The 1,679-nt window shown below is 43.8% G+C and carries 3 protein-coding genes; all 3 read right to left on the reverse strand.

The features are described from left to right. On the reverse strand, positions 1-266 hold a 266-nt coding region (locus F6K53_RS40550), incomplete at its 3' end, for an FAD-dependent oxidoreductase (protein WP_293085836.1). A gap of 109 nt (positions 267-375) precedes the next feature. Further along, on the reverse strand, positions 376-1,113 hold the full coding sequence (locus F6K53_RS40555; protein ID WP_293085838.1) for an acyltransferase: 738 nt from the start codon (positions 1,111-1,113) through the stop codon (positions 376-378). A gap of 59 nt (positions 1,114-1,172) precedes the next feature. After that, positions 1,173-1,679, reverse strand: a 507-nt coding sequence (locus F6K53_RS40560; RefSeq protein WP_293085841.1) for a class I SAM-dependent methyltransferase, incomplete at its 5' end; no start/stop codon positions are given.

The raw sequence follows: 1,679 nt of genomic DNA on the forward strand, positions 1-1,679 counted from the left end.
TGGGGGGCAATCTGCATGAGTGTAGCACGTTCGCTAATGGATTCTCGCATCCGCTTAAAGTCAGCGTGCTGTAAATATCTAACCCCACTGTGAGCAATTTTGGCACTATTAGAAGAAGTAGCTCCTCCAAAATCCCCCCGTTCCAGGAGGGCAACTTTAAGACCACGAAGCGTAGCGTCCCAGGCACATACAGCGCCGTTGATGCCACCACCAACAATCAGGAGGTCGTATTCTTGTTGTGCTAATTTTTGAATGTTTCGCTTCATGTTAAACCGTAAAATATAGTGATTTTAATAAAATATAGTGACTTCTAGTTCTGTTGGTTAATGGATCAGGTTTGAAGCTATTTAAAAGACAAAAAACTGTTAACAGCTGTTATGAGCAAACTTGTTCTTTTACTTTGGCAGGCACCCCCATGGCCACTACACCAGCGGGAAGATCCTTAGTAACTACTGCTCCTGCCCCTACTACAGTGCGATCGCCAATGGATAGACCATCCAAAACCACAGCTTTAGTACCCAACCAACAGCCCTCTCCAATTAGGGTTGGTCCGTTGGTATAGCTACTTTGCTCTGCTAAGGGGACTTCGGAGTTGTAATCATATCGACCGCCGCTCAAGATACAGTTGTATGCTGCTATCATTGTCCCTTTGCCAATTTTCACTAGACATTTGGAGTAGATTTGGCAATTGGTTCCAATATTGACCTGAGGTTGGATTTCAATATCCCCATCTTTGCAATAGATAATGGAATTGCGACCAACAAAGACCCCATCCCCAAGGGAAATGCCTGAATTCGACTGCCCTTTGGCATCCAATACGCAGTTGTCGTCAATAATCACATTCTCACCAATCCGAATTTTGTGGGGATGGCGGAGGGTTACCCCCCGTCCAAAGACCACCTTTGACCCCACTTCTCCCAAAATCAGGGGATAAAACTTGCTCCGCAGATAGAGCCCTAATGCTCCAGGCAAGTTCATCAAAAAGAAGGTAATTATTTCATACTTTAGGAAGCTCAGCAGTTCGGTCTTCCCCACGACCAATGCTGCATACTGTTGCCAGCGAGGAATTTTACCCTTACTGACTTCCTTAACCTTGAAATTACCCTGTTCCATCTGAATGAACTCCTGATTTTTAGCAACAGTAGCAACAATTAATTACAGCAAAATACTCTTCATTTCCTACATTCGAGTAGCATCAAACCAGTAAACACTTTGTTATGATCCATAAATTTATTAACGGTCGTGATTTCACCAACAAGTTGTAATTCAGCTTCTGCTACCAGAGCCTTCATTTCTTTAGTGGTATAGTATTTAACGTGGCTTTTTTCAAAGTATCGCCTGCCCCGGTCTTGCAGCCAGATGGGAAAGGAGACATCTCTGGCTGAATCTAAAATTACAATCGAGCCATCGTCTTTCAGAACTCGCTTCATCTCTGACAAAGCACGGACGGGGTTTTGATAATGATGAATAGAAAAGGTACAGATAATCGAGCTAAAGGCTTGGTCTTGATAGGGTATCTCCTCAGAATTAGCAACCTGAAACTCTATAGTTTGATTTAGTCCATTCCGAGTTTGAGCTAGGGCATTCTCGATCATCTTTGGAGAAATGTCGATGCCACAGGCTTTACCTGATTTGAGCTGTTTGGCAGCTTCTCTAACAGCCCAACCAGTACCGCAACA

The organism is Moorena sp. SIO4A1, assembly GCF_010672065.1.
Lineage (GTDB): Bacteria > Cyanobacteriota > Cyanobacteriia > Cyanobacteriales > Coleofasciculaceae > Moorena.

Bases quoted from the DNA above. Each gene is read 5' to 3' on its own strand.
- F6K53_RS40555 (WP_293085838.1), bottom strand. From the start codon at position 1,113: ATGGAACAGGGTAATTTCAAGGTTAAGGAAGTCAGTAAGGGTAAAATT.